The sequence below is a fragment of the Chryseobacterium sp. GW821-FHT04C04 genome (assembly GCF_059420365.1).
This window is the reverse complement of record NZ_JBWKTO010000006.1, coordinates 309,238-332,959: the sequence shown is the minus strand read 5'-3', so window position 1 is coordinate 332,959 and position 23,722 is coordinate 309,238. Positions and strand designations below refer to the sequence as shown.

The 23,722-nt window shown below is 30.9% G+C and carries 20 protein-coding genes; 8 read left to right on the top strand and 12 right to left on the bottom strand.

The window, feature by feature from the left end:
* Window positions 1-18: 18 nt before the first annotated feature.
* The 11 genes from AC07UM_RS21125 to AC07UM_RS21075 form a co-directional block, all read right to left on the bottom strand.
* Window positions 19-1,296 carry a hypothetical protein gene (locus AC07UM_RS21125; RefSeq protein WP_494684515.1) on the bottom strand — a complete coding sequence of 426 codons (1,278 nt, stop codon included), beginning with the start codon at window positions 1,294-1,296 and terminating at the stop codon, window positions 19-21.
* Window positions 1,297-1,520: 224 nt separating this feature from the next.
* Complete coding sequence (locus AC07UM_RS21120) at window positions 1,521-1,850, bottom strand: hypothetical protein (RefSeq protein ID WP_052003793.1); 330 nt, start codon at window positions 1,848-1,850, stop codon at window positions 1,521-1,523.
* A 114-nt stretch (window positions 1,851-1,964) separates the two neighbouring features.
* The gene (locus AC07UM_RS21115) at window positions 1,965-3,077 is read right to left on the bottom strand and encodes a hypothetical protein (RefSeq protein WP_494684514.1); all 1,113 of its coding nucleotides are present in this window, start codon (window positions 3,075-3,077) and stop codon (window positions 1,965-1,967) included.
* 58 nt (window positions 3,078-3,135) lie between these two features.
* Window positions 3,136-4,359: a tyrosine-type recombinase/integrase gene (locus tag AC07UM_RS21110; RefSeq protein WP_494684513.1), complete on the bottom strand. Its 1,224-nt coding sequence runs from the start codon at window positions 4,357-4,359 to the stop codon at window positions 3,136-3,138.
* 669 nt (window positions 4,360-5,028) lie between these two features.
* Window positions 5,029-5,487, bottom strand: a complete 459-nt coding sequence (locus tag AC07UM_RS21105) for a hypothetical protein (protein WP_494684512.1) — start codon at window positions 5,485-5,487, stop codon at window positions 5,029-5,031.
* Window positions 5,438-6,637, bottom strand: coding sequence for a hypothetical protein (locus tag AC07UM_RS21100; RefSeq protein WP_494684511.1), 1,200 nt, complete (start codon window positions 6,635-6,637; stop codon window positions 5,438-5,440). Before AC07UM_RS21100 ends, AC07UM_RS21105 begins: the two co-directional genes overlap by 50 nt.
* Window positions 6,638-7,054: 417 nt before the next feature.
* Entirely contained in the window at window positions 7,055-7,912 is an 858-nt protein-coding gene (locus AC07UM_RS21095; protein ID WP_494684510.1) for a thiopeptide-type bacteriocin biosynthesis protein, read from the bottom strand.
* A 5-nt stretch (window positions 7,913-7,917) separates the two neighbouring features.
* Window positions 7,918-10,098, bottom strand: a complete 2,181-nt coding sequence (locus AC07UM_RS21090) for a lantibiotic dehydratase family protein (RefSeq protein ID WP_494684509.1) — start codon at window positions 10,096-10,098, stop codon at window positions 7,918-7,920.
* Window positions 10,098-12,209 (bottom strand): CocE/NonD family hydrolase, encoded by a 2,112-nt coding sequence (locus AC07UM_RS21085; RefSeq protein ID WP_494684508.1) that lies wholly within the window; start codon window positions 12,207-12,209, stop codon window positions 10,098-10,100. Before AC07UM_RS21085 ends, AC07UM_RS21090 begins: the two co-directional genes overlap by 1 nt.
* A 168-nt stretch (window positions 12,210-12,377) precedes the next feature.
* Window positions 12,378-12,500 (bottom strand): hypothetical protein, encoded by a 123-nt coding sequence (locus AC07UM_RS21080; protein WP_262509919.1) that lies wholly within the window; start codon window positions 12,498-12,500, stop codon window positions 12,378-12,380.
* 198 nt (window positions 12,501-12,698) lie between these two features.
* On the bottom strand, window positions 12,699-14,423 hold the full coding sequence (locus AC07UM_RS21075) for a helix-turn-helix domain-containing protein (protein WP_494684507.1): 1,725 nt from the start codon (window positions 14,421-14,423) through the stop codon (window positions 12,699-12,701).
* Window positions 14,424-14,633: 210 nt separating this feature from the next.
* Between AC07UM_RS21075 and AC07UM_RS21070 the strand changes: the two genes are divergently transcribed.
* From AC07UM_RS21070 to AC07UM_RS21035, 8 genes are all read left to right on the top strand, one after another.
* Window positions 14,634-16,760 (top strand): outer membrane beta-barrel family protein, encoded by a 2,127-nt coding sequence (locus AC07UM_RS21070; protein ID WP_494684506.1) that lies wholly within the window; start codon window positions 14,634-14,636, stop codon window positions 16,758-16,760.
* Between the two features lie 30 nt (window positions 16,761-16,790).
* A complete protein-coding gene (locus AC07UM_RS21065) occupies window positions 16,791-16,985 on the top strand; it encodes an ecotin (RefSeq protein WP_494684505.1) in 195 nt (64 codons plus the stop codon).
* Between the two features lie 332 nt (window positions 16,986-17,317).
* Complete coding sequence (locus tag AC07UM_RS21060; RefSeq protein ID WP_494684504.1) at window positions 17,318-17,536, top strand: ecotin; 219 nt, start codon at window positions 17,318-17,320, stop codon at window positions 17,534-17,536.
* A 335-nt stretch (window positions 17,537-17,871) separates the two neighbouring features.
* On the top strand, window positions 17,872-18,072 hold the full coding sequence (locus AC07UM_RS21055) for an ecotin (RefSeq protein ID WP_109738736.1): 201 nt from the start codon (window positions 17,872-17,874) through the stop codon (window positions 18,070-18,072).
* A gap of 89 nt (window positions 18,073-18,161) precedes the next feature.
* Window positions 18,162-18,362: an ecotin gene (locus AC07UM_RS21050; protein ID WP_109738735.1), complete on the top strand. Its 201-nt coding sequence runs from the start codon at window positions 18,162-18,164 to the stop codon at window positions 18,360-18,362.
* 56 nt (window positions 18,363-18,418) lie between these two features.
* On the top strand, window positions 18,419-19,774 hold the full coding sequence (locus AC07UM_RS21045) for a radical SAM protein (RefSeq protein WP_494684503.1): 1,356 nt from the start codon (window positions 18,419-18,421) through the stop codon (window positions 19,772-19,774).
* Window positions 19,775-19,784: 10 nt separating this feature from the next.
* Complete coding sequence (locus AC07UM_RS21040) at window positions 19,785-20,708, top strand: hypothetical protein (protein WP_494684502.1); 924 nt, start codon at window positions 19,785-19,787, stop codon at window positions 20,706-20,708.
* Window positions 20,709-20,717: 9 nt separating this feature from the next.
* Window positions 20,718-22,904 carry a peptidase domain-containing ABC transporter gene (locus AC07UM_RS21035; protein WP_494684501.1) on the top strand — a complete coding sequence of 729 codons (2,187 nt, stop codon included), beginning with the start codon at window positions 20,718-20,720 and terminating at the stop codon, window positions 22,902-22,904.
* 277 nt (window positions 22,905-23,181) lie between these two features.
* On the opposite strand, the gene AC07UM_RS21030 is transcribed toward AC07UM_RS21035, so the two are convergent.
* Complete coding sequence (locus AC07UM_RS21030) at window positions 23,182-23,691, bottom strand: hypothetical protein (RefSeq protein ID WP_494684500.1); 510 nt, start codon at window positions 23,689-23,691, stop codon at window positions 23,182-23,184.
* Window positions 23,692-23,722: the final 31 nt, after the last annotated feature.

Sequence of the window (23,722 nt, the reverse complement as noted above, 5' to 3'; positions counted from 1 at the left end):
CTTCTATGAAATTGAAAATTATATTTCCAAGATGTTTTCTTGATTTTTAATGTTTGGATCCATAATTGGGATTAATTTAGCCTTTAACTCTTTATAATATTTTTGGACAGTCTTTCTGTTTTTTGAAGCTATTTTTGACAGACTTTTGATGGTAATTTTGCCATGTATACTATAATTCCATTCCTTCATTACTTTGAATAATTCAGCTACAGATTTATTAGACTTATCCTTTCCGAGTTGTTTCATATTTAGGATTCTTTTTTCCTTTGTAGTAAGATACTTTGTTTTATCATAAATAAATCTTCTTTCTTCATTAAAATTAGGTTCAATCTCTTTTATATTTTTATATATCTTATTTAAAAGATCTTCTACAAAATTATTTTCAACAGGAGGAGTCATTCTGTTGTTGTTAATTTTATTAATACAACCATAAATATTTTTTTTAGATACTTTTTTATTTAAAGCGACTAATTGAAGAGTTATTTTTTCTAATATATAGTATCTTTTATCTGACTCTATAGCTGTAAAAGGAACAAAAACTTTAGCATATCTCAATTTACTATCCTTTCCAAAATCATAAAAACCATTTTCGTCATATTCTATATTTTTAGATTCTATGAGTTCATCCAAATTGTCAAATCTAATTTTATACCCATTACAATCGTATTTAGACAGTTTTTTAATATTATTATTGTTAATACTATTGTAGTGGGTATTTTTTGTAACATCATTTTCATCAGAAACTGTCAAATCGGATGATAACAATTGAAATACTGGAATAATTTCTGTGCTACTATTGAAGTATGCATGTCTCTCATAAGGAAGAACGGTCAACCTATCAATTGATACTGCTTTCTCATCATAAGGTATGTCTAATAATCTAGCTATCTTTTTGGTAGCTTCCTTAAAGTTATTTAGAGTTAATCCATCTACTTTCACAACTAATGTCATGCCTGTGTTAGATAAACTTCTCCAGTATGCACATATATAGGTTGTATTAATCTCAAAATCTTGTTCGGTCATTCCATCAACATCGAGATAAAGATATCCTGTAGGATTCGAAACATTTTTTCCTGATATATAATTATTTGAGAAATTAAAATTAATTGTTATTGCAGGTAATTTGTTGAGCTTAATGTAGTTGTATTCTTTAGATTTTCTTTCTAGGTTTCTAGCATTTTCTACATATTGAATATGTTCTTGAGGTGGAGATTTAATGAAATTTACTACTTCTTCAATATTATTAAATGAGCTTACAATAGCTCTGTTTTTACAATTGTTTATTTTGTTTATCATTTTATTATTTAGAATAAGGATATAGCGATAGCTCATACAGCTTGTTTGCTATATTTTTTGAGGTTTTATATTGTTTTAAAATTTTACTTGATTTTTAGGCTATTATTTGAGGTCTAAATCCGACTGTCTGAATGATTAACAAGATTATTATGCGCAATCTAAACCAAACTGTCAAAAGAAAATAAACTAAAACAAAGTCTATTGTATTTTTGTGTTTTCCATAATTAAGCTGTCTTTCTTGCCAAATATTTATTTACATTATTTTGGAAATCAGTAAAATTGTTTCTTTTGTGTTTTGTCATCCATTCCAACAATTCTAATCTTTTAAAGTAAAGTTTTCCATTGCCAGAAGATGAGTAGATAGGTAAATCTGTTCCTACACTACTAAGTTTATGTATATAACTTACCTTATATCCTGTGAGTACCGCCGCTTCATATACATCTAGTACTTCTTTATTAAGAATAGTTGACATTTTAACTGTTTCTTTCAGCTCTTTTAATTCTCTTGCAATGTTCGTTAGAATTTCTCTTAATTCATTTACAATTTTTATCATATAATTTTCTTTTTATTGTTATATAAATTCAATTGCAATTTCTGTATATTTTTGAGGAAGAGTTGAGGAATAGATTATTCCACAAAAAATAAAAACTCCCTGTATAAAGGAGTTTTAAAACTTTTTGTTAAGATTGTGTGGAATTACTGCGGAATGAGTTCTTAAATTTTCAACAATTTCAGCAATTGTGTTAATTTTTGTTGGTTGTCTATTGCCTGTTTTCACTTCACTAATAATTCTGCTAATACTATTTTTGTCTTTAATTTTTGGAATCTGATTGTTACTATTAGTTAAAAACAGAAATCTTTCTGCCCAAAACTTATTAAAAAATGTGCTATCCTGATAATCTTCTTTGAAAAAGTCTCTTAGAGAATCAATCAGATGTGCTAAATCAGATTGGGTTTTACCAATCAGTATAATTGGTTCTGATGGAATTATATCTATATAAAAATGCTGTAAAAATACTTCTTTAGTACAAGATTCGTCAATAAATCCTTTTGTCCAGAGGTTTTCATGCAGTTGCCCAATAAAATCAAAGTTCTTTCCAAAAACAGTTTGTTTGATTGTATTATTGAGTGGAGTAGAATTAGAATGTACTGGATTTACAAAAATTGAGAGATTGAGATATTGAGAAAATGTATTTTTTATCATTGTTAATATTTGCTGATATAACAAAGTGATTTTTTCAGTAAGTAAATAGATATCATCTTTTGTAGCATTGGCATCTAAAAACACACTATTATATTCAATAGATTCTTGCAATTGGTTAATAATATCTTTGAAAATTTTATTTTTACCAATGGGGTCAATTTCTAAATCATCAACAAGACTTTTGAGTAATCCGTAACAATTTACCATTAAATCATTATCGGAAAGGCTATAAGAAAAAGGAGCTATATCATATAGTGATATATCAAAATGCCAGTCATTCACTTTTTTCTCTATATCAGCAGCAGAATTATTAAAAATATGTGGAAATTCCTCAGATAGAGATACTTTCCAATTAAAATATTCAAAATCATCACGTTTTCCAATTATTTGACTTTCATAATTAAGTTCCTTGATGATATCATTAATGACAATGATCTTTCCCTTATCATTTAGATTTTGGTATCTTAAATTATATTGTTGAGGGATAAAATCCTTAATATATCCGTATTCTAAATATAAATTTTGCTCAATCAGATTTTTAATGCCATCTAATCCCCCTATTCCAATCTCACGCATTATTCTATTGTAAGATTTTATGTCGTATGTATTTATGTTTTTCAATTGGAGAAAAATTTTATACTAATTTACTAAAAGCATCATCAATAATGCCATCCTCAAAATCTTTCAGGTATGAATTAGTAACAGAAACAGAAGAGTGTCCCATTACCTGACTAATTACATCCGCAGAAACATTATTAAATTTTAAGTGAGTGGCAAAAGTATGTCTCCCTACATAACTGGTTATATCTTCATCAACCTCCGTTTGTTCTGCTATGAATTTCAAATCAGAGTTAAAGATTTTTAAACATCTTCTATACCTTCCGTACAATTGCTTATCTGAAAGTTTATTTTTTAAGATAACAGGAAAGATATATTTTACTTCTTCTGGTTTTAAGTAATTTCTGTAATATTCCAATATTTCCAATGCTTCTGATCTCAAAGGAACATTGAAGTCCCGACCTGTTTTACTTCTGGTATAGTACAGACGATTACCTTTTATATCATCCCATTCTAAGAATGCCATGTCTTTAAAGTTCATACCGCCAACGTAGTAAGAAAATAAAAACATTTTATAAGTATTAGTGTATTTGGGAAAGCTTCCACAATCAAAAATTTTAAACATTGAAAACTGTTCTTCGCTCAATGCTATTTTACGAGACTGCATTTTCAATCTTTTCTGAATACTGTAACTGCCGAATGGATAATCTTCTTTTCTTGCATAACCCGACTTTATAGCAAGATTAAATAATGTTCTTAAATCGGTCATTCTGATTCTGATAGTTGTATTGCTACAAGATTTTGCTAAAAAATTTTCATATTTCAATAAAAATTCAAAATCAATATCCTTAAATCTTAAGTCTATATTTTTTTCAAATCTGAATAACGATTGCATGGATTCTTTAATTGTTTTGGCATATCCGAATTTACTAAGCTCATTTAATGCATCAATTCTCTGTTGAAAAAATTCTTTCACAGAAATAGATTTTATTTTGTTACCTGCGGATTGTGTTCTAAACCTTGCATCAATGTCGTCTAAATTATAATCGAGCTCTTCGGATTCCAGTTCTACGATAGCTTCATTAAGACGGGTGTCTAATTTTTTCAAAGATTCATTAATTTCACGGGCTTTGCCGTGAGATGATTTCACTTTTTTATTTTTAGTATCCCATTGATTTTCTTGTACGGAAAATGGAGTAGTTATAACTTTAGATTTATTGCCTAGATATACTTTGAAAACAATTGGAAGACTTCCGTCTGCTTTAGGTTTATGTCGGAGCATGAGTTGTGTTGTTGCCATAGGTCAAGTTTTGGGTCAAGGTTAAAGGTCAAAAATAGTAAAAATAAGTCAAAATTCAAAATGAATTTTAATTGTAATTAATTGGAAAACAATGTATTTATGAATAAAAGTAAACAAAAGTAAATACCCTGATCCCTTACTCATAATCAGGTGGTCCCTGGTTCGAGCCCAGGTGGGACCACAGAAAAGCACTCTGAAAAGAGTGCTTTTCTATTTAGTACTGTTTCTCAATCTCTTATACTTGTGTCTTTACAATAATTTGAGTGTCTAAAGTTCCTGCTGATACCTAAAAGGCATATAAAAAGGTACGCCCGGATCACCAAAAAGGTGTACAAAAGATACTGAAGGCAATATTTTAAAGTTACAGCTGATTTCTATACCCACAAGCATTTGTTCTTGGATATCCTTGATGAAATGAGCAATAATAAACTGAAGGAAATTGAAGCACCGGCGAAGAATGGCAAATCATACTAAGGATGCTACAACGGGCCGATATGCTACCGGTAGGACTAACAGAAAAAATAACGACTTAAAGGAAATCATAATAAATTAAGACATAAAAAATAAAGCACCATTAACAGGTGCTTATTTAAAATCAACTTTATGATTTATATAATTTGTTTGAAATTTCATAAAAATAATCCCGTATCTTATACGGGATTATTAATTTTATTCACAATTATTTTTTTTGAAGCTTTTTATAATCAAAATTAGTGAGCTTATTGTAAAAATAGACATGGGTAATATAAAAGATATTGGTAAAGCCTTTTTATCATAATAATTATCAGGATTAAAAATACCTGTTATATAAAAAGCTGATAATAATAAAGAGATAAAACAAAAAAGTAATAAATATTTATTATAGTACCTTTTATTAAAAAAAAGTATTAAAGTTCCTATCTGACTTACTGCGAAAATAAATCCAAAAAATGTTTCAAGATTAAAATGACTTAGACCTTGAAATAGACCAATAATTAAAAGCGGTAATAAGATCAGAATAGGTAATCCTACTTGGTCTATTCCACAGATAAAAAAGAAAGATGTTATAGCTATAATTTTAAGAATTATAGTTAAATTATTATTTACATCTTTTTGTTTGAGGGGCATTGCCTTTGGTTGAATTTCCATTATGATTTTCTATTATGTTTGAAACTGTATTTGGTGTATCAAAGCCTGAAGTATCAATATTAACTCCTGCGTAATTTAGTGAACTTAGAGTAAAATCTGCACAATTATTAATGGCAATATCGTAAATGCCTGAAGAAAATGCTGCTGATGTTGCAATAATTTGTTGAAGCTGTGTTGGTGATATCGTACCCACATTCCATGAGTGAGTGTAGGCATGTCCACTATCGTCAGCAAAAGTACTTGGACCTGTTGCATTATTAGGAAAACCTTTTTTAGGATAAAATCCGTATGTCATCGTATAGCTTCCCTGTGTAATCGATATAAATGCATGTCCTGGAGGAGAACTTAACATTGTTTGCGCATATACAGTTAAATTAGCCGATTTGGTAATATCCAAGCAACTTAAAAAATCTTTTATATCATTAATAGGATTTTCTGGAGGTGGAGGAGGAGTAAATGAAATTGTTGGAGTCCCATTTCCGCCGCCACCGCCGCCGCCACCGCCGGAGTTTCCAGAACCACCACCATTATTACATTGCCCATACATTTCACACTGTCCGGGACCTATTTCACCCATATCATCTGAAGGGTTAGACGGTCCTGTAATTACAACTTCATCAATTTCTGTTACACCTCCACTTTTGGAAAGCATCTTTTCATTCGGATGATTAAATACTCTTTCAAACGCAGAAAATATATTATTATACTCTTGTTCAGTATTTTTTAGTTTATATAATCCTAGAATAGTATTTTTCTTATTTATCTTAGAAAAATAAATGTTAGAAACTTTTTCATTCTTTATTACCGGGAAATACATATAAATATTTCCTTCTTTATCTTCAATTACTTGGGAGTGGACTCTGAAGTTAATATAGGATGTAGGAATTGGTCCTTTTATATTAAGCCCTGTATAATTTGTTCCATTTTTTAGATCATAAGAATAAAAGGCTTGTAAAAAATCTGAAGAGTACAATTTTCCTAAAGAAGACTTATCTTGGGAATTTTTAGATTGGGCGTAATTATTTTTATTGAAAAGGTTAAATGTTCTCTCTTCATTTTGAGTTTCCAATAATGATTCTTGTTGCCTACAAGAAATTATTCCTAATGCTAGAAATAATAAATAGAATAATTTTTTTAAATTGTGTTTCATCGTTTTTTAAAATTAAAACGTAAATATATTAATTTAATTCTTTTAAAAGTGAAATTTATTTTTCACTTTATTGATGCACTAAAATTAGATTATATTTTTTATTCCCAATAACGGGAATCCGTATTTACTATAATTTTGTTATTGTGTAGAATATAAACTAAGTGAAACATGACTTTAGCTTCATATTATTCTTTAATTTGCTTTAACCGCTTTTTCTATTAAAAAATAAAAATCCCGGAGACTCGTCCGGGACAGATAAAAAACATCTCATTTTTTAGAGGTTAAAAATTATTTTGATACTCTGTTTTAGCAATACTTTTTAGACCATATTATTGACCTTTTTTACGATGGTCAATTTAATAAGAATTTACATAAATTATCATTTGTCATGAATAAATTGATAGACCAGGTTTTATCTTAATTATTTATTTTTATAGAATGAACTTTATTTATTTTATAAAAACGGAATAAATGGTCATAAACTACCATTTCGAATAATCTTTGATGAGAAACAAATAGTCTATTAATATGCATGTGAAAAATACTCTGGAAGAAATCTTCTATTGGAATTTTTAATGAATTATCTTTTTTTAATTCTAGAATTTTTTCAAGCTTTGGTTTAATTTCAAAAATGTTATTTTGTATTAAATTTCTTATGCTTTCATATTCTTCGGAGATCATAAACTCAACATATCCAGGATAAAAGTCATGATACTTTTTCTTTAACTGATTATTTAAGTTTTTATCTGCGTTGAATTCTTTTTTGAATGCCTTTTCAAAATTCTTTATACATTCTGTTTTCTCATCAGCAGAAAGAGTTAATGCTGTTAAAATATGATCAATGTAAAACAGAGAAACCATGATTTTTTCTTCGTCATTATACTCCAAAAAATTCAAAATCAATTCACTGCTTTTAAAAAAAAGTTCTTCCGCATATTCTATGGTATTGTCACCGTAGCGTTCAAGTTCTCTGGAGTAAGTTTCTATGATGACAGCAGAGATTTCTCCTGATTCCAGATACTCCTTAAATAATGAATTGATCATTTCTAAAATGCTACCGTAGTCATTTTGATTTTTAATGTGTAGCCTTACCCGTAAATGAGACTTAGGATCATTATATCGTATAAAAAACCATTTTTCAATGAGATTCTGATGTTGTAATTGCTCAACTAATGGCTCCAGAGCTTCTTGTAAAATAATATCTGAAGTTTTGACTCCGGTGTAAAGCTTAAAATAAAGCCACTCACTTCCTGGGTGATATTTTCTCGTTACCATCTTATTTATAGATCTTTATAAAGAGGGAAAATGAACTGATGCATATGATCAGATTGGTCATTGCACAGAAGCTCTTCAATAAAAATTTCTTTTTCATTTTTTACCGATGAAAAAAACATTCGAATTAAATCATAGTTTTTTAGATTAACAGCCAAAGTCTTATCTCCCTTTACCCATCGTATCCATTGGGGGATTTGTTTTAATTTTCTCCATTCTTCGACCTTTTGAAATAGGAGGTCCTTTGTATCAGATTGAATCATGGTCTCAAAATAATGAATCTGTTCCGAATCAATTCTCCATCGTGCTTTAGAAAGAATTATATTTTGATATTCAAGCCTGGGTAAGAAATCATAAATTTTGGCTAAATCGCCCCAGTCAAGAGACAAATATGGTCTTATATTCTGATGATTATAATCACTCAAAAAATGATATACAGGTAAAGAGTCATTTGAATAATTATGAGCATTCGTTAAGTGAGGAACGACTTCCTTATTGTGCTGTTTTGATCTTAACAATAGTCTGCCATTCTTTATTGAAAGGTATAAATCCTCTATAAAAATCTGATTTTCTTTTTCTAAAACTGAACTGGATAAATAAGGGATTTCATATTCTCTTAATGAAGGTCTTCTGATGACATTTCCGATTCTGGATTCAGGTAAGTGTAAAATTTCTGCTAAAATTTTGTCTGGATTGAGCGCTTGTTCCTTTTCAGCGATATTTTTCACTACATCTTTTACGGATGCTTTTTCTGAGCAGAATCTCCCTAATAATTTCCCCGCATTTCCATTGACGGATTTAATAGATATTTTTTCTTGTTGATTTTCAGAAACGATTTCAGCCATTACTGATAGGGTATCAGGCAAGTGATTCCAATCATCTTCAAAATCATTAAAATCATCATCAGATAAATGAATTACAGCATCTTTATTCCAATAAGCTTTTTGTAATTTCTGATTAAGGATAATTTGTGTCGGATTAAGTTTAAACTGAATTTCCTTTTTTCGATTAGAGTAGGGTAAGATTAAGTCTTCAATATAGGGATGAACACCCTTGGCCGGAATGTTTTGTAAATAGCCAATCCCGATTTCAGGATCTAAAGCATAGGAAAGAGAAACTTCTTCATTATCAAATCTCTCGTGAAATGCTTTTTTAAACTTTTCTAAAGCTGTTTCTTTATAGGGAACGGTAATTTTGTTCAAAAAAGAGATTCCTTTCTTCAGTTCTTTTTTCCATTGATAAGATAAATTTATTTCATCATCAAAATAAAGGTCTGTCTGAAAAAGATACTTTTTCTCATATTTTAAGTGTAATCTTTTGATGTGTTCTTCAATTTCAGAATATATTTTTGAAGTATTTCCAAAATTTAGATCAAGTTCATTCATCTTATTTTTAATGACCATTAAAATTTCTTTTTCTTTATGGGCACCCATTCTGTTGAGGCTGGAAATGATCAATTCTAAAAAATCATCCCCGGAAACTGTTGGATTTAGTTCACTTATTAAAACCTGATTTTCGATAAGTTCATCAATGAATTCCTTTGCATCTTCGAAAGATATGTCTTCATTGACAAGAATAGCGGCAAGCTGTTCAATGGTTTTACCTGCTTCAGAAAAGGCTAATATCTGTTCTAATTCTTCGGAAAGTGGAGCGGAAGAAATGATATAATCTCTTTTACCATCTTTATTTTCATATTCTACATAACGAATTTTATTTCCAAGTTGATGGATGCTATTATTAGGGAAAAATAAAAGATTATTTTTGATATTTGGGAGTGTAAGTAAGTGTTCAGATAAAGCGACTAAAAAGTGCATATCCAGCTTTGTATCTCTTATTTTTGTGTTCTCTGAAAATACAGGAAATTGAGTTTCTTTTTCGAAGCTTCCCGTACTTATTCCTGAGAATAAACCAAATGGTGTACAGCGGGTGCTCGCACGGTTATAGTATTTTAGTAAAGAGTTTTTTATTTTTTCGTTTGGAGAATTATGATCCGAAAATTTCTCTATCTCTTCATACAAAGAAAGAGAAGCTAAGTAGATAGCTTCTCTGAAAATAGTATTCTTAAAATATGTTTCTAAATTTTCATTAATAGTGCTTTCCCCAGACAAATTATTTTGAAATTCTTTGTAAGAAAAAAGCGGAGATCTGACAACAAAGCGGTCGAAGAACTGAAAAGGAAAACGTGGCATTAATTAAGGGAAATAGGGATTTCTATAAAACTGTTGTTGTAAAACTTTATCTCCAAAGGATCGGCAGCATCCTTAATGGTTTCTTCGCTAACATCTTTTCCGGTTCCATAATTGATCTGCATGTATGGACTTTTTATGACTCCTAAAACTAAGATCAATTTACTTCCTTTTTCTATTTTTTTGCTCACAAATTCATTGTTGGTAACGGTAATACTAGTTTCTTTGTTTTCACGAAGAAGCTCTCTTTTTTCTGCATTTTTAGCATAACTCGCTCTTCCATAGTAGGTGGATAGTAAAAAATACTTGCCCTCTGTATTTTGTTCATACAATTTCATGTATAGATCAATATCTTTTTTATTGACAGAAAATTTCAAATTGCCTATGAAGTTTCCTGTAAACTCAACGGGCTTTTCAAATGGACTTGATGAAAATATAACTGCATTTGAGTGATCAATATTATTATCTAAAACATTATCTTTCTGCTTAATAAGATTGTCTGCATCAGAACGGTCTTTTAAATCTACCTTAAGCGATGTGAAATTTTTATCGGCTTCTTTTTCTAAAGAAAGGGTATTATGGTTTCTGATATAGAATTTTAATTTGTTTTTCTCGAAATCATCAATGTTAGCAATACTTTTCCATTCATTGGTTCCCATCACCTGATAATTAATTTTATTCTTAAGGAAAGATGGTTTTGATTTGCCTTTCAGAATATAATCAAACCATTCCATGGTAATATTTCCGATATCGACATTGGCTGCAGAATCAATGGTATATCCTCTTAAATTATTTTTAATATAACCTTGAGCTCCAGAATGATCATAGGGACCAATCATCATATAATGATCAGCGTTTTTGTTGTATTTGTAGTGATTTCTTAGATAATATAAAGCACCAAGCTGATCGGAATCATAATAGCCTGTAATCGTTAAAATCGGGATATTGATCTTAGCATATTCGTCCTTATAAGGAATCATTTTTTGCCAATAACTGTCAAATGACGGATGCTTTAACCAACGTTGAAAGATTTCATTTTTTTTACCTGAAATAGCATCTAAGCTGTTAAATGCATCTCCCTTTTCATACCATTTTTTAAAGGTAGAACTCCATTGATCTTCATTTGTAAAGCCTGAATCCAGCATTTTATTATTGGTGACATAATTTATCCAGCGAAGGCAGTATGAAGCAAAGATGTTATTATTCATTGGAAAGTCTACTGTACCAATTCCCACAGAGGCTTGGGGTATAATTGTTTTTAGGGCTGGATGAATATTTTTAGCTGCTGCCCATTGACTGAATCCCAAATAGCTGCCTCCAATCATTCCAATTTTACCATTGCTCCAGGGTTGTTTTATTACCCAATCAATAACTTTATTAATGTCTTCTGCTTCATGCTCAAAAGGTTCTATTGAAGAATTGCTTATATATTTCCCTCTGGGATATATATAGACAGAATGATAGCCATAGTTTGCCTGTTCTTTTTGATCATTTACATCGTCTGTATCAGGATAAATGCTATTGATTAAAATTGTTGATTCAGGATTGTTGATTTTTTTATTTAAAACAACTCTTATACTTATTTCATTATTGATCAATAAGCTGTCTCTCACTTCGAAGTTCTTAGAATCGAGCTCTTTTAAATATTTTTTTGCCAGCTCAAAGGTTTGACCTGCTGTATATGCATTATAGTTTCTGCACAGCAATAAAGCTTTTTTTAAATCTACACTATCTTTGTTTTCAAAATCGTTTTTAAGAGAAGCCAGAATGTCCTTTTTAGTTTTTTCTAGATCCACATTAAAATAACGGGGAAGTATTATCTGTGATTTTGCAGGTAAGCTTTCATATTTTTTTAAGAATTCTTCTTTATACTTTTCCCGAAAATTTTTAGATGTTTTATTTTTAGTAGTGTTTATGTAGATCTCATATTGTGTCCCCATTGCGTAAGCAATCTTAGGATTACTTTTCCTGTAAACATTTCGTACTGAATCTAGCTGGCTTAAGGCAACATCGTAGTTTTGTCCGGCCATACTTACCCTAAAAAGATTGTCATACTTTACTGTCTTGTCTTTTTCTTTATATTTTTTTTGTATTTCAGAATTTAAATAAGACATTAAAGGCTCTATCTTCTCAATGCTGTATCCATTAAATTGTTTAATACCTATTTTTTGAGAAAAAATACTATTGAATGATAAAAGAAATGATAGGGTGAGTATGTACTTCATAAAAATAAAAAATCAGTAATTTTTTTCAAAATTACTGATAAAATGTTAAAACGGTTATTAGTTTTGTACTGTAATATCGATGGTGTCATTGAGTGTTTTGTCTACAACAGTATCATTGTCTCCATTCATAAGCATGATCCCGCGTGCAGTAGAGCTTGATCCTCCTTTTATTTTAGACATTTGAAGTTTGTTTAGTGATAGTTTTTTTTCGGTTTTTTTAATTTTTTTCACGAGTTAAGTAATTTTAAGATTTCTAAATAATTTGAGATGCAAATGAAGTTTTATTCTTGTAAATAAAGAATAAATGTATACCTGAATTGATAAATTTCGACAAAATTAAGTTGTAATGTGTTGATATGTATAGTTTTGCTTTTTCTTCTAATGAAGCGCTTTTATATAATAAGAAGGGAGAGTTCCCGTTATTTTTTTGAAAGCATTCGTGAAAGATTCTGCGTTATTGTATCCTATATCGTCAGCGATGGCTGCAATGGTATGCTTTCTTATTTTCTCGTTAGATTTTAATTCTTCAACGATATAATTGATTCTAAGTTCATTCAGATATTGTGAAAAGTTTTTACCTTTTAGTTCATTAACGAGCTTAGAAAGATAGTCTCTGTTGGTATCAAAATCTTTTGAAAGAGAATCTAAAGTAATATTTTTATTGAGAAAACTATTCGTCTTTTCAAATTGTTCTATTTTATCAATGAGTATTTTAAATTTTGGATTTGAGGAGAGGTCACTCTTAGGAGCTTTTTCTTTCTTTTCAATAACAGCAGGAGGAACGACCTCACTTTCAACCTTACTCTCCTCTTGGACAGTAGGAACAGTCAGAGGTCTCTCTGATAATACTTTTGCCAGTTTTTCGTATTCTTTTATTTTCTTTCTGTTTTTCCTGATGATGAATATGAAAAGTAGAGTAATGAATAATAAGGCCGTTATTAACCAGGTGTTTTGATTGTTCAGCTTTTCAATTACACTTACTTTTTCTTTCATAAGTATAGGAGTATCATACTTTTTCAGAATCTCCTTTGAAAGATTTTTACGGTTTATAGCAATGATACTGTCACTGTGGATCAGATTATCAATGTATTTTAATTGATTCTTTAAGTCACCTTTCTTTTTGTAAAAGTCAATGAGAATTTCATATCCATCTCTTTTTATGGGCTCAAAGCTGTTGAAAGTAAAAGAAATTGAATCTGCCTTTTTAAAGAATTCTATAGCTTCATCTTCTCGATGAGCTGCGTATTTTATTTTCCCAAGATAATAGTATAAAACCCCCAGGTTGGTATAGTCTTTATTATTGATCAGTCCTTTTTCAACTTGCGATAGAATGGTATAAGATGCCTTAAAATCTTTTAGATAAAAGAGACTTATTCCTTTTATCATGAGCAGGTAACTATAATTAGAGTAATTATTGTATTTTTTACATTCTGCTAAACCCAAATCTGCAAACTGAATACTTTTTTTGTAATCCTTACATCTGATATATACATTGGCTAAAGAGAAAATAGAAGAAATATAATTTTTAGCCTCCAGGTTGGTCGTTTTTATTTTATTCTTTTCGTAATCATAGTATTTTAAGAAAAGAGGTAAGGCTTCCTGGTATTCTTCTGTAGCTGTTTTTAGGATAGCAATAAGCTTGTTTATATAATAAAACTGTTCTTTGTTTTCAGCCTTATTAAGGTTTATAGCAATTGTATATTCATCTAAAGCTTCTTTATATTTTCCTTCATTATTGAATAGAATCCCTTTTAAAATATGAGATTTGGCTGGGTAATCGTAATTATTAATATTCTTTGATGCTGTGATGAGTGAATCTGCAAATGGATGTCCGTTTTCATTTTTTAGATTTTTTACACGAGCAATATTATAATACCCCTCAAAGATGATCTCTTTATTATTCTCCTTCTTTCCTTTTAATAAAATATAGTTGGCTAAAAGCTCTGCTTTATCATTATCAATTTGAAATACTTTATTATAAGCATCATCAATATGTTTATAGCTTCTATTCTTTAATGAGTCCGGAATTATCAATCCTTTTATACTCTGGGAAAAGAACAAAACAGGCAAAACCGTGAATACGATCAAATGAATCTTCTTCATATTTCTAAATAGCCTGCAAATTTATGAAATATAGATGGATTTTCAGGATGAATAGATAACTTATTGTAAATCAGTTTTATGATTGGTCTTGTGAATCGTGAATTTGTAAATTTTAGTAAACGGATATGCCGGTATTTATCAATCTTGGATTGCTAATCTTGTAGAAATTTTCCAGAATTATGATGTTTGCATCAGAAATATTCAAAGTAAATGAGGAAAATATTGATATGTGTAGGTGTTCTGCTTCCTTTGTTGGGTTTCTCTCAAGAGAAGAAAGACTCTATTAATAAAGTCATAGAAAAACAAATTGCAGAAATAAAAGTAAATGGAAAGAAACCTTTTTTCGAACAAAAAGATGACCGTTTTATTTTTAATGTTGAAAATAGTGACTTAGTTATAGGAAATCACATATCTGAAGTACTTTCTCAAACTCCATTGTTAAAAGTAGATGATAATAAAATAACTCTTTTAGGAACCAATGCATCTGTTTATATCAACGATAGAAAATCAATCCTTAAGGGAAAAGATTTGATGCAGTATCTTAATGCTATGCCGGCATCTAATCTGGTAAAAATAGAACTGATTACCAATCCGTCTTCAAAATACGATCTGGAAGATGCAATGATTATCAATCTAAAGCTGAAGAAGCTGGAAACCGATGGGCTGAAAGGAAGTTTTACCGTTACAGACAAACAGAATAGAAAAAACAGCCAGCAGGCCAATATTGCTTTAAATTATCATAAAAACAGATTTTCCAATAATACCATGGTGTTTTTTGAAAACAATAATGATCTGCAAAAAAGCACCATAGATAACTATAGTTCAAAACTCAGCCGAAATCAAATTATCGGGAATACCCTTATCAAAGAAACCAACTTTGGAGGAAATACAGGTTTTGATTATGAGCTTAATGAAAAAAGCAGCATAGGAGGTATTTTAGAATATTACCACAAAACACCTGAGGCTTCACTAGAAAACAGAAATACATACTATGATACTACAGGAGGGATTTTTGAAAACAGAACGGTAAATACACAGAATGATAAGTTGAATCTTTTTGGAGGAAATGTTTATTACAGTTTTAGTGATGATAAGAAATCCAAGAGACTGGATGTCAACTTTGATTATTATACGCACCACAGAGATAATACGACAGAATTTTTCAATTTGACAAATCCGTATTCTAATGTAATATATAATGATTACCAGAAAGACAATTATACTGTAAGAGTAGATTATTCCAAAACTTTCGAAAAATTAAAACTTAGTCTTGAAGCGGGCGGTAAATTGAATTGGCTTTCTACGGATAACCCCTATGACTATTACAACGCAGACGGTACTTTAAATACAATGTTTTCTAATAATTTCACTTATCATGAGAACATCAACGCATTGTATACTAATGTTAAGAAAAAACTGTTTTCAGCGTTGGATGTAAACTTAGGACTGCGTTATGAAAATACAAACATCAACGCAAAACAAAATACAGTCAGTGAGAATTTTTCGAGAAGTTACAACAATATTGTGCCTAGCATTAACCTGTCTTACGCCATTAATAAGAATAACAGAGTTTCTCTGGGATACAGAACCGCATTATGGAGACCCTATGTAGATGACTTGAATCCATTTATCTATAAAAATAATGAAACCTGGTGGGAAACAGGAAATCCGGATTTGAATGTGGCAAAGATGTATTTGTTCAATGCCAGTTACAGCATCAAAAGAACATGGGTGTTTGTAAGTAATTTTGGAATTGTAAAAAATCCTATTCTTCCTTACACAGAGACAGTAGGTAATATTTCTATTACAAAACCCAAAAACTTTGAGGGTACAGTAAAGCGTTTCTATATGGGAGTGAATTACAACAAACCATTATTTGAAAACAAATGGATGTTCAACCTCTCAACAGGGATGTATTATATCAATAACGCAGATATTTATGATGTTCATCCTAGCTCATGGTATAATAACTCTTCCGTGACAATCAGTGGAAACAATCTATGGAATAAAGGCTGGAATATAAGCTACAACTTTGGCTATACCTCTCCATATACGCTTGTTAATAAGAAGAACGGATATTTTATTAATAACCTGATTGAAATTTCAAAGAATTATAAAGATTTCAAATTCAAACTTTCTATAAAAGATTTGTTGAATCTTTCAAACTCCCGTAATACATTATATAATACCGACGGATATATTGAAACGCTGTCACAATCCAATTTAAGATCCATATCACTCAGCATATCCAAAACATTTGGAAACAACAAAGTAAAAAAGGTGAATACCGGAGATATAGACAAGGGAAGAACCCAAAATGAAAATCCCAGATTATAATTCTACAATTTTTACTAAAAACTAATAACCATGAAAAACAAAAAGCTTGAAGAGCTATCTAAAAAGATAACCTTGGGCAAGATCAAAAAATTACAGAAATATGAAGTTCTCACTATATATGCGGGAAAGAAGAGTATTATAGATGACTGTGTTGATGGTCCGGGTTGTCATACATATTGTGGTCCGTTGGTCTGCTCAGGGAATGACTGCTGGATGTATTCATAAAATTCTGTAGGTCCTTTTGGGAATTGAAGTTATTCAAAAAAACTAATAATCATAAAACTTATTGATATGAAAAACAAAAAACTAGAAGAATTATCAAAAAAAATAACACAGGGCAAGATCAAAAAATTACAAAAACATGAAGTTCTCATTATATACGCGGGAAAGGACTTTACTATAGATGATTGCATTAGGCATCCGGATTGTAATTCCTATTGCGGGATCTGCTCAACGAATACCCCTAACTGTTGGAGCTATTCATAAAAATTTTGTTATGAAAGCCTCTGTCTGGAACCAAAACCGTTCTGGGAAACTAATAACTATGAAAATTTATTATGATGAAAAATAAAAAATTACACGAGTTATCCAAAAAAATCACTGAAAACAAGTTGCTGGGAGCTGGTGAACATTCAATAAAGACTATCACAGGTGGAAAGCGATCTCTGGAAGTTTTAACCGGTGAATGCAGTCGTGAGAACGAATGCTGGGGATATGGAAGCACCGCTAATAATTGTTCAAAGAACGACTGTTGGTATTATATGAAAGAAGACTAATTCCTTCAAAATTATAATCTATAGGGTTGATAGCTTTTAGTAGAGATAAGATTCGTAATAAACATAAAAAAGCTTATTTCTATTGAAAAATAAAAGCCTGAAAAGATTTTAAAAACACACAAATGATCATATGAAAAAATGCAAAAGTATGGTTTTGCACTGATTATGGGAAGCTTACTCGCTAACCATTGTAGTCAGTGTACCTATAGTGAGTGCAGACCAGATTTGCATACAGACTCCCACTTCTGGAGCTTTTCATAAAAAATCAAGTTCTGTATAACCCCGTGTGGAATTGAAACTGATCGGGGAATTATTAACCATGAAAATTTATTGTCATGAAAAACAAAAAATTGTTTGAATTGTCTAAAAAAGTTACTGAAAACAAGCTACAGGGAATGAGCGAAAATTCAGTAAAGACAATCAAAGGAGGAAAGCTACCTTTAGAACTTGTAGCTGACTGTACAAGCCAAAACGGATGTTGGGGATTTGGAGGTACGGCTACTTGCAGTGGTAACAGCTGCTGGAGTTATAACTAATAGACTCTGATCCTGGAAAATGAGGTTCTGCAAAATCTTGTGTGGAATTAAAACTTTACAAGAAAAATTTTAACCTAAGATTTATTGTGATGAAAAACAAAAAATTGTACGAATTGTCTAAAAAAATCACTGAAAACAAGCTGCAGGGAATGAGCGAAAATTCAGTAAAGACAATCAAAGGAGGTAAACTTCCTTTAGAACTGGTAGCAAGCTGCACAAGCCAAAATGACTGCTGGGGATTTGGAGGTACTCAGACTTGTAGTGGTAATGAATGTTGGAGTTACAACTAAAGTAAAAAGTAGAGTAGCATTCGTGCTACTCTATTTAATGTTAAAATAAAAAAATTATGAAATACAAATTATCAAGATATATCCATACTATAGAAAACGAGGAGATTTTAAATGATCATATCATTCTTTTTTCTACTCGTTCCGGAACATCCATTGAAGTGAAAAAAGGGTTATATGAAAAAATATGTAATCTTGAGACCACCGCAATTCCTGAAGAGATTTTCATCAACCTGATCAAAAATGAATTTTATGTTCCTGAGTTTGAAGACGAATTGAAGGAGATATTGTCAGATAACATTATGTCTGTTGATCATCAGGATTTAAAAACACTTTCTTATGTCATTCAGCCCTCGGGAAACTGTCAGTTGGGATGCCATTACTGTGGGCAGCTGCATACAAACAAAAGTATGTCAAAAGAAGTTATTGATCTTACCTATGATAGAATCATCACAAAAATGGAGAGTTTATCAAGCGATCTGGAGCATTTGAGTATCACATGGTATGGGGGAGAGCCGTTAACAGGTTTGTCAGCTATTTCTAATTTATCGACTCGTTTGATCAGTCTATGTGCTGAAAAAAACTTAAAGTATTCTTCAAGAATTATTACCAATGCTTTAAGTCTTAAATACTCTCTTTTTGAAAAACTGGTAAACAATTATAGAGTTACAGAATATCAGATTACTATTGATGGAACTCAGGAATTCCATGATAAAAGAAGATATCTGAAAAATGGTTCTAACAGCTTTGATATCATCATTAAAAATATTAAAGAAATTGTTAATTCTGAATTATATCAAAAAGAAGCAACCTTCAATATAAGATGTAATGTAGATAAAGAAAACAGTTATAATGTAATAGATTTTATTGATTATTTAGACGCTGAAGGCATATTAGAACATGTAAGTTTCTATTTAGCACCTATTCACGACTGGGGAGATAATAAAGCGACTATTAAAGGAGTTTCAAAAGAAGAATTTGCAGAGCTTGAAATAGAAGTATATATGAAACTTCTGCAGTCGAAAGCAAAGTTTAAAACCCAGATTATTCCTGAAAGAGTTACCAAACCATGTATGGTGGTAAGCCAGACTTCAGAAGTATTCGATGCTTTCGGAAATATCTCTACTTGCTGGGAGATTCCGTATACTCCAAAATATGATGACTCTGAGTTTTATGCTGGAAATATAGTAAAAGATAAGGACGTTGACAGCAAGAACGTTATCATGAGAAATTGGTTCAATGAAATCCCGGATAACAATTCATGGTGCAAAAGCTGCAAATTTCTTCCGCTATGTGGTGGAGCTTGTCCCAAAAACTGGTATGATAATATCCCGGCGTGTCCTTCCTTCAAATTTAATATTGATGACAGAATTCTTCTTCAGAGATATATTAATGAACAGGCTGTGCTTGCTTAATAAATGATGTATGGAAACAATAATTTTAGAGAAAATAAAAACGGTAGAATTTAGAGAATATGAGGTAAAAAAGCCCAGACATATTTTTGAAAATTTGATTGAAGAATTTAGAAAAGATATTCCGGAAGATGTTCAGTCAGGGTTGTTTTACTATATGAACTTATCTGAAAAATCACTTTCTGCTTTTCGTGTAGGGAATATCACCTTAGGGAACTATCATTATACAAAAATGCAAAGCATGAGGAATTACTTTATAGATCCTATTTATCATGGTATGATAAGTTTAGACTATGCTTTGCTTGCGTATAAAAACTATGTAGAAAATGATTTCGAATTGGCAGAAGAAAATATCAATCGCGCCATTGATAGTGCTTTAATTCAAAGCAATGCGTTTCCTTATTTTTCCATAATTATTGGAGAGCAGTCACTCAATAAGATCAGAGTTTTTGCACGTACAAAAAATGAAGAACTGTATAAGGCTGAGGTTTTGAGAATAATAGTTTTTTTTATGTTGAACAAACATGAAAATGAACGCTATAAAAATATCGCTGCAACTTTGCCACTCATAGATAAACAGGGAATATTAAAACATATCATTAACAACTCTTATATCGCTATTCTTAAATCATTGCAGGATGAGAAGAAGACAAGACTGATATTTCAACAAATTTTCAATGAGCTGATACAGCAGAATGAATTTTCTGGTGAACATGAAAATTTATTGATAGCAATGCGCTGTATCGCTAAAATTGAAGATGAAGATTTTCTGGATTTCCTGAATGAAAATTTTTCTGATATCAAAAGTTCTCCGCAAAAATTAGTAAAAATTGTAATAGAAAATTATTTAGATAAAGTATCCATTACCAATAACCAGGAATTAGTAGATGATGAAGAATTTACTAAGAAACTAAAAACACTAGGTATAACAATCTAACTTATTATTGTGTTCAACAAATTTCCTTTTTATTCCCAAATAGAACAGATGGATTGCGGTCCGGTTTGCCTGAAGATTATTTTAAAATATTATGGCAAAAATTGTGACTTGGTATACCTGAGAAATCTTACCGAAGTAACCCGCTCTGGCGTTACTTTGGCAGATATCAATGATGCAGGTAAAAAGCTGTATTTCCATACAACACCTTTTAAGGTCCTTTTATCTACCTTAAATGAAGATGTTCATTTACCTTGCGTATTACATTGGGAGCAGGAGCATTTTGTTGTATTATATAAAATCAAAAATGACTTTTACTACATCTCAGACCCCAAATATGGGAGATTAAAGCTGAGAAAAGAAGAATTTGTTAAGCTCTGGATTTCATCAGCTGATAATGAAGGGATTGGTTTACAATTAATCCCAACAGAAGAATTTGTTGAATTTACACCGCCTTTTGAAGAAAAAGATTTAAAAATCTTTAAAAACTACATTCACTCCGTTTTAGAAAAACAAAACTTTAAAATAGGGCTGCTTCTTTTTTTGATCACCATCAGTTCTATTATTTCCTACATCTTCCCTCAGTTGATTCAAAAAATGTTCGATGAAGGAACCAAGTCAAAAGAAGGAAAAATCATTATTGGAATTTTTGGATTTCAAATGCTTTTGTATGGCGGGCAAATACTGATAAATATTCTTCAAAACTTTGTAGGAGTCCATTTTAGTTCGCAGGTCAGCATTAAAATGCTGAACGATTTGCTGCAAAAAACCGTTAGATTGCCTATCTCTTTTTTCGAAAACAGATTATATACTGATTTATTGCAAAAAATAGAGGAGCAGTCGAAGATTGAACAATTACTGACCCGGCAGCTGCTGTCTAATGTTTTATCAGTGTTTTTACTGGTTGTCTTAGTCATAAGGCTTTTAATATACAATCAGTATATCGCAATGGGGTTTATCGGTATTGCCCTTTTTTCAACGCTGTGGATTTACTTATTTCATAATAAAAGGAGGATTATAGATTATTATGCTTTTAAGCTAAATTCAGAAAATAAAAATCATCTGGTGGAGATGATTACCGGGATGGTTTCAGTTAAAATTAGTAATGCTCATATTTCAAAAATATCAAAATGGGAAGAATTACAGAAAAAAATATACAAGACTAAAGTAAAAAGTCTCATCCTGGATATTTATCAAACCAATGTCACCAGTGTTATTAAGCAGCTTTTCATATTTTCAAGTACTTTTTTTTGTATTTATTGGGTTTCGCTTGGGAAGATGACCGTTGGAGAAATGCTCAGTATAGGATATATCATTGGTATAGCCTCTGCTCCAATAGAAAATCTGGTATCGTTTTTTCGTTCATTTCAGGATTCAAGCCTGGTTTATAAAAGGGTTCAGGAGATTTTACAGCAAAATGATGAAAACCTGAATTTAAAAGATGGAGATAACGCTTTGCTAAGTCAGGATATCAGTTTAAATAATGTATGGTTCAAATATCCTGGAGGTCATCAGCCCCATGTTTTAAAAGACATTAATTTTAACATCCCCAACGGGAAAGTTATTGCCATTGTTGGCGAAAGCGGGAGTGGAAAAACAACTTTATCAAAACTGCTGTTAGGGTTTTATCCCTGTTCAGATGGAGAGCTCAATATAGGAGGAGAAGAATTATTTAATATAAATCATGATTGGTGGAGAGGCAATTGTGGAGTTGTTCTTCAGGATTCTTACATTTTTAGTGGAACAATAAGAGAGAATATTGCGATGCAGGGAGAAGCAGACGAAGAACTCTTGATTCATGCCTGCAAACTAGCCAATATATATGATATGATTCAAAGTCGGCCACTAGGATTTGATACTAAAATAGGGGCTGCCGGAGATGACTTAAGCGGCGGACAGAAACAACGTATTCTCATCGCGCGCGCTGTATATAAAAATCCGGATTTCATTTTCTTTGATGAGGCTACTTCCGCTCTGGATGCAGAAAATGAAAAAATTATACATGATAATTTACAAGAGTTTTTTAAAGGGCGAACCGTTGTTATTATTGCCCACCGTCTATCTACAGTGAAGAGTGCAGATAATATTATCGTGTTGAAAAAAGGGGAAGTGGTAGAGCAGGGGAACCATCAGGAGTTAGTATCAAAAAAAGGAGAATATTTTAATTTAGTTAAAAACCAGCTGGAATTGGGAGAGTAGCACAAATTCTCTTATCCAGTCAGGTGCTTTTAAAGTTTATATTCTTATTGGGAAATTCTTTTTGTATTATGAAATCGACATTTTTGTTACCACTATTAATGGCTAAAATAGGATATGATTTATTGTAGAAAATTGTAATACTATTGTCAAAATACTGAATACATCATCAAATAAGTTGAAAATTTCCATTTTTTTTGTTTGTGAATGATCATCAGTTGAGACCACATAAAATCAACCGTTTACGTAATGTGAGCGGTTTTTATTCTATTGAACATAGCTACTTATTAATAATTAAAACCGGCAGGTTGTATCTATCAAACTGACTTATAATATGCAGAAATTGTTTTTGATCAACCGGAGTTGTCCAGCCAGTTGATCTGTTTTGAAGTCCTAAACTATTGATGTCCAGAGAAATTTCGCTCTCAAAAACTAATGAATTATTTGAGTAGACATAGATCATACTTTGCACTGTGGAAACATCCGATCCGGTGTATTTAAACTCACAATGAATCAAATCATTTACTAAAGAGAGATTATTGGATTTTAAAACTTTCCATTTTGGGATGGTAGAACTCCTGTTTTTTCTGTCCTCATGGTCTAAAACAATATATACAACCATATTTTTAGAGCTTTCCAATCCAAGAATATCTTTTAATTTGAATGTCTGGCCAGATTTTAAATTAATTGCTTCAGGATCTTTTACCGTTGCTAAGGATATTACCATTGGGTTATAGAAAAAATATCCGGTTATCAGGATGAATAACGAAAGAATGATTTTTCTAGTCATATTATTTTATCATAATTATTAGGGTCGTGAA

Bases quoted from the DNA above. Each gene is read 5' to 3' on its own strand.
- AC07UM_RS21095 (WP_494684510.1), bottom strand. From the start codon at position 7,912: ATGGTAACGAGAAAATATCACCCAGGAAGTGAGTGGCTTTATTTTAAG.
- AC07UM_RS21110 (WP_494684513.1), bottom strand. From the start codon at position 4,359: ATGGCAACAACACAACTCATGCTCCGACATAAACCTAAAGCAGACGGA.
- AC07UM_RS21030 (WP_494684500.1), bottom strand. From the start codon at position 23,691: ATGACTAGAAAAATCATTCTTTCGTTATTCATCCTGATAACCGGATAT.
- AC07UM_RS21055 (WP_109738736.1), top strand. From the start codon at position 17,872: ATGAAAAACAAAAAATTGTTTGAATTGTCTAAAAAAGTTACTGAAAAC.
- AC07UM_RS21060 (WP_494684504.1), top strand. From the start codon at position 17,318: ATGATGAAAAATAAAAAATTACACGAGTTATCCAAAAAAATCACTGAA.
- AC07UM_RS21105 (WP_494684512.1), bottom strand. From the start codon at position 5,487: ATGGAAATTCAACCAAAGGCAATGCCCCTCAAACAAAAAGATGTAAAT.
- AC07UM_RS21100 (WP_494684511.1), bottom strand. From the start codon at position 6,637: ATGAAACACAATTTAAAAAAATTATTCTATTTATTATTTCTAGCATTA.
- AC07UM_RS21115 (WP_494684514.1), bottom strand. From the start codon at position 3,077: ATGCGTGAGATTGGAATAGGGGGATTAGATGGCATTAAAAATCTGATT.
- AC07UM_RS21050 (WP_109738735.1), top strand. From the start codon at position 18,162: ATGAAAAACAAAAAATTGTACGAATTGTCTAAAAAAATCACTGAAAAC.
- AC07UM_RS21090 (WP_494684509.1), bottom strand. From the start codon at position 10,098: ATGCCACGTTTTCCTTTTCAGTTCTTCGACCGCTTTGTTGTCAGATCT.
- AC07UM_RS21045 (WP_494684503.1), top strand. From the start codon at position 18,419: ATGAAATACAAATTATCAAGATATATCCATACTATAGAAAACGAGGAG.
- AC07UM_RS21080 (WP_262509919.1), bottom strand. From the start codon at position 12,500: ATGTCTAAAATAAAAGGAGGATCAAGCTCTACTGCACGCGGGATCATG.
- AC07UM_RS21120 (WP_052003793.1), bottom strand. From the start codon at position 1,850: ATGATAAAAATTGTAAATGAATTAAGAGAAATTCTAACGAACATTGCA.
- AC07UM_RS21070 (WP_494684506.1), top strand. From the start codon at position 14,634: ATGAGGAAAATATTGATATGTGTAGGTGTTCTGCTTCCTTTGTTGGGT.
- AC07UM_RS21065 (WP_494684505.1), top strand. From the start codon at position 16,791: ATGAAAAACAAAAAGCTTGAAGAGCTATCTAAAAAGATAACCTTGGGC.
- AC07UM_RS21085 (WP_494684508.1), bottom strand. From the start codon at position 12,209: ATGTCTTATTTAAATTCTGAAATACAAAAAAAATATAAAGAAAAAGAC.
- AC07UM_RS21125 (WP_494684515.1), bottom strand. From the start codon at position 1,296: ATGATAAACAAAATAAACAATTGTAAAAACAGAGCTATTGTAAGCTCA.
- AC07UM_RS21075 (WP_494684507.1), bottom strand. From the start codon at position 14,423: ATGAAGAAGATTCATTTGATCGTATTCACGGTTTTGCCTGTTTTGTTC.
- AC07UM_RS21040 (WP_494684502.1), top strand. From the start codon at position 19,785: ATGGAAACAATAATTTTAGAGAAAATAAAAACGGTAGAATTTAGAGAA.